The 7,656-nt window shown below is 35.1% G+C and carries 6 protein-coding genes; 3 read left to right on the top strand and 3 right to left on the bottom strand.

All coding sequences use genetic code 11. The features are described 5' to 3' along the window. Nucleotides 1-290, top strand: a 290-nt coding sequence (locus ABS911_RS13290; protein ID WP_350467959.1) for a hypothetical protein, incomplete at its 5' end; no start/stop codon positions are given. Then, nucleotides 260-718, top strand: a complete 459-nt coding sequence (locus ABS911_RS13285; protein WP_350467958.1) for a DUF2798 domain-containing protein — start codon at nt 260-262, stop codon at nt 716-718. The genes ABS911_RS13290 and ABS911_RS13285, both read left to right, overlap by 31 nt. A 300-nt stretch (nt 719-1,018) precedes the next feature. Here the strand turns inward: ABS911_RS13285 and ABS911_RS13280 are convergent, their stop codons facing one another. The 3 genes from ABS911_RS13280 to glpK (ABS911_RS13270) form a co-directional block, all read right to left on the bottom strand. Next, a complete protein-coding gene (locus ABS911_RS13280; RefSeq protein WP_350467957.1) occupies nt 1,019-2,683 on the bottom strand; it encodes a glycerol-3-phosphate dehydrogenase/oxidase in 1,665 nt (554 codons plus the stop codon). 43 nt (nt 2,684-2,726) lie between these two features. After that, entirely contained in the window at nt 2,727-4,241 is a 1,515-nt protein-coding gene (glpK, locus tag ABS911_RS13275) for a glycerol kinase GlpK (RefSeq protein WP_350467956.1), read from the bottom strand. A 172-nt stretch (nt 4,242-4,413) separates the two neighbouring features. Continuing rightward, entirely contained in the window at nt 4,414-5,931 is a 1,518-nt protein-coding gene (gene glpK, locus ABS911_RS13270; protein ID WP_350467955.1) for a glycerol kinase GlpK, read from the bottom strand. A 796-nt stretch (nt 5,932-6,727) separates the two neighbouring features. On the opposite strand from glpK (ABS911_RS13270), the gene ABS911_RS13265 reads away from it, so the two are divergent. Beyond that, nucleotides 6,728-7,246 carry a helix-turn-helix domain-containing protein gene (locus ABS911_RS13265; RefSeq protein ID WP_350467954.1) on the top strand — a complete coding sequence of 173 codons (519 nt, stop codon included), beginning with the start codon at nt 6,728-6,730 and terminating at the stop codon, nt 7,244-7,246. Nucleotides 7,247-7,656 lie beyond the last annotated feature (410 nt).

Here is a 7,656-nt window from a genome sequence, read left to right as displayed (position 1 = left end):
TTTTTCTATATAAGTATACAAAAATAGACCCTATAGAGGGCACTTTTTTTAGTGTCCATTCTATAGGGTCCATTTTAAATGGAGAGTGGTTCTTTAATTTGGTTAAAAATGTATTGGTATTTTCATGTAATTTTCATGAAAGTTTTACTTACGAAAGAGCTGCAATGTCTGATACACTTCTTATAGATACACAAAAAAGGAGTTTTTCATTATTAAAGAAGTTAAAGAAAACAGATTGCCCCACAATGCTAAAGAAGGAATGTTATACGGTGCTATTATTTGCGCAATAACTGCTATTATTATGAGCACAGTAAACATTAGCCTTGGATTTGGAAAGTTTGACACAGAAGTGTTAATGATTGTCCTTAAATCCTTACCACTTATTTGGATTATTGCTATGTTATTAGAGACACTTGTTGTTGGACGTATTGCAGAAAAAATGGTACATACTTTTTCTGATGATACAGATGGATTTAATGCAAAAATGCTTTTCACTATCTTTTTCACTGTAATTGGCATGTCACTATTCATGACAATAATTGGCGACATGATGGGAAATGGTATCAGCTTAGCTTCATTTGGTGCATTATCGCATTGGCCTAGAAACTTTTGTATTGCCTTATTCTGTGAGCTTTTGATTGCTCAACCGCCTGCACGATTTGTTATGAAAAAATTACATGAGCGCCAATCAAATAAGTTAGATTACGATTTTGATTAAGCTCTTATAATTAAAACGAACCTAAAGAAACTTGTATTTCCTTTTTTACTGGAAAAGCAAGTTTCTTTTTGCTTCACTTTTCCATGCAATCCACTTTGATGGAAGAGTGAAGACTCTTTTGTGCGTCACTCTTCCATCAAGTGCTGTTGCATGGAAAAGTGGTGGTGATTTTGTTGCTCACTCTTTCGTGTAGAGCCGTTTCATGGACAAGTGAGACCGATTTTCCGCACCACTTATTCGTAAAGGAAACACGATACACAAAAAGAGGATAAGACTTTTATCTCACCCTCTCTTAGTTTGTTATAGATTTGAAAGATCGGCTTCAGCAATCGTTTCTTCTAATTCTACAACCATTTTTTCTTTTGTTGCTGCATCCCATTGATAGTAATCAGCCATAAATTCAACAACAGCTTCTTTTATCTCTAGAACATGGTGCTGATCAAATAAAATACTTTCTGTTCTACGATCAAAGAAATCTGTAGGTGTTAGAACCATTTCATTTTCTAAAGTGTAGATAAGGAATAACGCATCCCCTAAATCTAGGTTAGCAGGTTTTGTGAAAGAGTTAGCTCGATCAAAAATTTCGCTGGCATTTGATCCAAACCATCTGACTAATTTTTCTGCTTCTTCTTTTGAAAGACCTGTTTCCATTCCTTTTTTAGCTTGTTCTTCAACATAATCATCAAATTTACTTCCTAAAGGAACATTTCCACCTGACAATTTAACTACTTTAGTATCTACTTCAGGGTATTCTTTACCCGTTTTTTCTTTCAATCGTTTTGAAATTAATTTTAACGATCCCTCAGCCATCTTACGGTAATCGGTTAATTTGCCTCCCGCAATCGTGATCAACCCATTTTCAGATTCTGTTAGCGAGCTTCCTCTAGATACTGCTGATGGATTTTTCCCGCCGCTCTCAGCAATCAAAGGCCTCAATCCAGCCCAACTTGCTTCAATATCTGTTACGGTCAACTTAGCTTCTGGAAATCGGTAGTTTATCGCTTTTAACAAGTACTCAATATCTTCTTGGGAAACTGTTGGATGATTGATATCACCAGTATAGTCCGTATCGGTTGTTCCAAAATATGTTTTTCCATTACGTGGAATAATAAAAAGCATACGATTATCAGAAAAACTAGAATCCGTATAAATAGGACCATTCACATGCAAACGCTCTTCAGGTACCACTAAATGAACCCCTTTTGTTGGGCGCATTCTTTGTTCAGAGTCTGCCTCACTCTTTTCTCTTGTTTCATCTGACCACGGACCTGTAGCATTCATAATAATGTCAGCTTTGATGTCAAATTGTTCCCCAGTTAGTACATCTTGGGCTTTTACACCAGCTACTTTTTGTTGATCATCAAATATAAAATCAACAGCTTTAACATAATTAGCAATAACAGAACCAAATTCATTCGCTTTTTTCATTAATTCTGTTGTGATTCTAGCATCATCAGAAGTATAGTCTAGATAAACTCCCGCTTGTAATAAATCTTCTTTTTTAAGCGCTGGTTCACGCTCTAAAGTGGACTCTTTATCTAAGAAGTAATTTTTATACTCTTCTTGAACATCCGATAATTCATCATACAATTTTAACGCTACTTCTGCTGAAAATGAAGAAAAAGATGCGCCTTGCTCATTATAGATAGGCAATATCATAGGTGTAGGATGAACAATATGTGCAGCATTTTTATAAATGATTTCACGTTCTCTAGAAACCTCCGCTACATTTTCCACATCAAATTGTTTCAAGTAACGTAATCCACCGTGAATCAATTTTGTTGAACGGCTGCTTGTTCCAGATGCAAAATCGCCCATCTCAATTAAACCATTTGCTAACCCTTTAGCTCCAGCTTCTACAGTAATACCAGCTCCAGTAATACCTCCTCCTATAATGAGTAGGTCTAATGGAGTGGATTTTAATTTTTCGATATTTTCTTGTCTCGTTTTTGCTGAAAATGCCATATTATTTCCTCCTCTAACTATTTTGAACACATATGGTTAAAGCTTATTTTTTTCTTAATGGTCTGTGTTTAAACGCCTTTGTTGCTTCAACAGCTGATTGCCAACCGGCGTATAAATCTTCTCGTACAGATTCTTCCATATCAGGGTCATATGCAGCATCTTTCTCCCAAGTCTTTTTGACTTCATTTCCATCTTTCCAAAATCCTGTTGCCAGACCTGCCAAATAAGCAGCTCCTAAATTTGCCGTTTCGGTTTCTTTTTGGCGCTCAACACGCTTATTTAACATGTCGGCTTGAAATTGCATTAAAAAGTCATTTTGAGCCGCTCCGCCATTCACGCGTAACACTTCAATTGAAATACCTGATTCTTTATTCATTGCATCTACAACTGTTTTTATTTGGTATGCAAGAGACTCTAATGTCGCACGAATAAAGTGTTCTTTCGTTGTTCCACGAGTTAAACCTAAGATTGATCCTTGTACATCTTGGTCCCAATAAGGTGCTGCTAAACCAGTAAATGAAGGTACTACGTAGACATTGTCCGTTGAAGCTACTTTTTCAGCATACGATTCAGTATCAGGAGTTGTTTTAACCATTCTAAGTCCATCTCTTAACCACTGCAATGCGGATCCAGCCACAAAGATACTCCCCTCTAACGTGTAAGTGATCTCGCCATTAATTCCATAGGCAATAGAAGTCAATAATCCATTGTCTGATTTAATTGGCTTAGTACCCGTGTTCATAATAATAAAGGCACCAGTACCATAGGTTGCGTTAACCATACCTTCTTCATGTCCTTCATGTCCCAACAAAGCCGCTTGTTGGTCAATTGCCATACTTGCAATTGGGACTTCTCCACCATAAAAATGTGAAGGTACGGTAGTTCCATAAACTTCAGAAGACGACTTCACTTCTGGCAGCATTTCTTTCGGAATATCTAGTAATGCTAAAATATCTTCATCCCATTTTAGGTCATAGATATTAAACATCATCGTACGGCTGGCATTTGAATAATCGGTAACATGCGCTGCTCCGCCTGTTAATTTCCAGACCAACCAAGAATCGATCGTTCCGAATAACAATTCTCCTTTTTGAGCACGTTCTCTTGATCCTTTAACATGATCCAAGATCCATTTAATTTTAGTTGCAGAGAAATAAGAATCAACTACTAGCCCTGTTTTACTATGAATATAGTCTTCATGGCCATCTTCTCTTAATTGTTGTGCAATTTCATTGGTTTGCTTAGATTGCCATCCAATAGCTTGATAAATAGGCCTGCCCGTTTCTTTGTCCCAAACAACAGTTGTCTCACGTTGATTGGTAATACCGACACTATTGATATCTGCTGGTTTTACTCCCGATTCAATTAATACTTCTGCAATAACCGACAATACCGATAACCATATCTCATTTGCATTTTGTTCTACCCAGCCTGGGGCAGGGAAATTTTGTGTGATTTCTTTTTGAGAACTCCATTTTTGATTGCCTTTTTCATCAAATAAAATTGCTTTCGTCATATCCGTTCCTTGACTGATTGACATGATATATTTTTTACTCATATGCTGCCTCCTAAATAATAATTGAATTTTTTCGACTGTATGATACTTTTTATTTTCCTTTTAAACAGTTTAAATAGAATGAAAAAGAACATCCCTAATAAAAGATGCTCTTTTTCATTCTATCTTTAAATCTTAAACTACTCAAAAATAACGGTTTATTTCTGCTAGATTTTTATTTATCTTTTCTTTTAGATTTATGTTTGAATACTCGTGTAGCTTCTACAGCTGATTGCCAACCGGCATACAAATCTTCACGTTCTTCTTCTTCCATATCTGGTTCAAATGTAGCATCTTTTTCCCAATATTTTTTGATCTCATCTTGGTCTTTCCAGAATCCTGTCGCTAATCCAGCAAGATAAGCAGCACCTAAAGCTGTTGTTTCACTAATTTTAGAACGTTCAATTTTAGTATCTAAAATATCTGCTTGGAATTGCATTAAGAAGTCATTTTTCGATGCTCCACCATCCACACGCAATGTTTTAATTGGAATGCCTGATTCTTTATTCATGGTATCTACAACATCTTTTGTTTGGTAAGCCAACGATTCAAGTGTTGCTCTGATGAAGTGTTCCTTTGTTGTACCACGTGTTAAGCCAAAGACAGCTCCACGAGCATCTTGGTCCCAATAAGGGGCTCCCAATCCTGTAAATGCTGGTACAACATATACATTTTCTGTTGACTCTACTTTTTTAGCATACTCTTCTGATTCCGGGGCTGTTCTAAACATTCTCATTCCGTCTCTTAGCCATTGAAGTGCTGATCCAGCAACAAAAATACTACCTTCCAAGGCATAAGTGATTTCACCGTTTAAACCATAAGCAATCGATGTAAGCAATCCATTTTCTGATTTAATGGGTTCTTTTCCAGTGTTCATAATAATAAATGCACCTGTACCATAAGTGTTTTTAACCATTCCTTTTTCATATCCTACTTGACCGAATAAAGCAGCTTGTTGGTCACCAGCCATACCGGCAATTGGAATTTGTCCACCATAGAAATGTTCTGGAATTGTTTTGCCATAAACTTCTGAAGAAGATTTTACTTCTGGCAGCATTTCTTTTGGAATATCTAACAGTGCTAAAATATCTTCATCCCATTTAAGGTCATAAATGTTAAACAGCATCGTACGACTAGCATTTGAATAATCAGTAACATGCGCTTTTCCGCCTGTTAATCTCCAAACCAACCAAGAATCGATCGTCCCAAATAACAATTCACCTTTTTTAGCACGTTCTCTTGATCCTTCAACATGATCCAAGATCCACTTAATTTTAGTTGCTGAGAAGTAAGAATCGATTACTAATCCTGTTTTATCTTTAATTAATTTGGTATGTCCATCTTGTTTTAATTGATCTGCAATATCATTGGTTTGTTTTGATTGCCATACAATGGCACGATAAATTGGTCTACCTGTTGCTTTATCCCAAACAACGGTTGTTTCACGTTGGTTGGTAATTCCAATACTATCAATATCAGATGGTTTTAATCCAGATTCAATCAACACGCCTGCAATGACGGATAAAACTGAAATCCAAATTTCATTCGCATCATGCTCTACCCAACCTGGTTGAGGAAAATGTTGAGTAAATTCTTTTTGAGAACTCCATTTGGGGTTTCCTGCTTTATCAAATATGATTGCTCTGGAACTGGTAGTACCTTGATCAATCGACATAATATATTCTTTCGTCATTTTATTCCCTCCAATAATATAATACGCTTTCAAGCGTTTCACACATAATGTACCGCTAAAAAAAACACTTGTAAAGCGATTCACCTCAGCGTTCGCTCAAAAAATGTAACCGTTTTTTTATTGTTTTACGTATTTATTTCACAATTAGGCTATATAATTTAACTTAACCTGAGGTTCTTTTATTTATTCACTATTTTATAACAGTATTTTAAAGTTGATTTTCCTTTTGTTTATGCTTTAAAGTTCACTTAGATTCTAGGAACAGACTTTACTTTTTTGTTTATGTGAAAAGATTATTCAATCCTTCTTTTTATCAGCTGATTTTTCCTGACATTTGACTATTTTCTCATTTTATTTCAATAGAGAAAAGAAGCCGTTTTTTGAATCAATTTTAGGGAAAAATATAGTCAAGAATTCAATTTTCAAAATGTCTAAGGATACATTGACTGGTATATTCACGTTCGATCAAAAGTAAAATCAGCTGTATAATAAAAATTTTAACTTTTTCTGTTTCATCAGAAAAGTTATTTTCAATTTCTTTAATTTCATAAATCAAATCCTCCATGTCTCTTTTATGTTGTTTTGTTTAGGATAAAGTATTTCCTAATATCATTACCTTGATACGATTCTCCTTATCTCAATATAGTTAATTATTACAAATTCCCTTTATAAAGTAACACACGTAATGATTTACAAGGTAGCAACAATTAGTTGCTACCTTGTAAATACTAGCTTATAGTCAATAATCTTTACTTGCGGTATGATAGAGCAGAGAGGAAAATAAGGAGGAAGAACCATGGGATTAGGAGAACGATTAAAAGAAAGCAGAATGAATAAAGGGTATTCGCAAGGAGCTGTAGCGGAACATTTACATATTTCAAGACAGTCCATTTCAAAATGGGAAAATGGCAATAGTTACCCTGATTTAGATAATCTAGCAAAGTTAAGTACCTATTACGATGTTTCGATTGACGACTTATTAAAAGAAAATCAGAAATCCAAAAAAGAAATAGAGGAAAATAAAGAGGAAACTGAAAAAAATGTTCAAAAATTAGATTTTATTCGTGGAAATACTATTAAAGACGAAGGGCTCATACTATTTATTCTTACTTGTGTGGGTTGTCTAATTGCTCCATATGGCTTATTTGTAGCGCCCATTGTGATCAAACGAAACAAAAAAACAAACACTCTGCATAAGATTGTTTACTTTGCGTGTGCTTGTTGTTTGCTCGTTAATCTATTCGTTATCTATAGTCTTGTAACAGATACTTTAGGATGGGGAGGAACAACCACTGTTGAATACCTGGGCGAGTAGTCCTTAATAGGTTATAGAAATAGTACTGCCAGATAATTTAGCTCTTAAGTTTGTGGATGCTTCGCCAATTAGTAACTTTCGTTTCATGTAATATGTGGCTTGCGTAGCGTTATCTACTTTCAATTGTAAACTCTTAGAACTCCCTGTGAAGGCTGTTGCCGAAACAGAATGGGATTTATGTAAACTATTGAATTATAAGTGGATCCTTTTATTTTTAGATTTGCAGCAGACTTAAAAATGACGGTTGTTTAATTTTTTTTGATTCAAAATATACTATATGACCGAAAACTTTAGAAGTTTTTACTAAAAAATAGTTACACTTATTCTTTCAAGCAGAGAGCGTCAATAAGTTTGTGTAAATAAATCGCCCTTCTGCAAAATAATCTGTTACTTAGTAAACATTGAAGCTA

This window comes from Carnobacterium sp., from assembly GCF_040274425.1.
The sequence above is the reverse complement of the archived record's forward strand: the minus strand, read 5'-3'. Positions and strand labels throughout refer to the sequence as shown.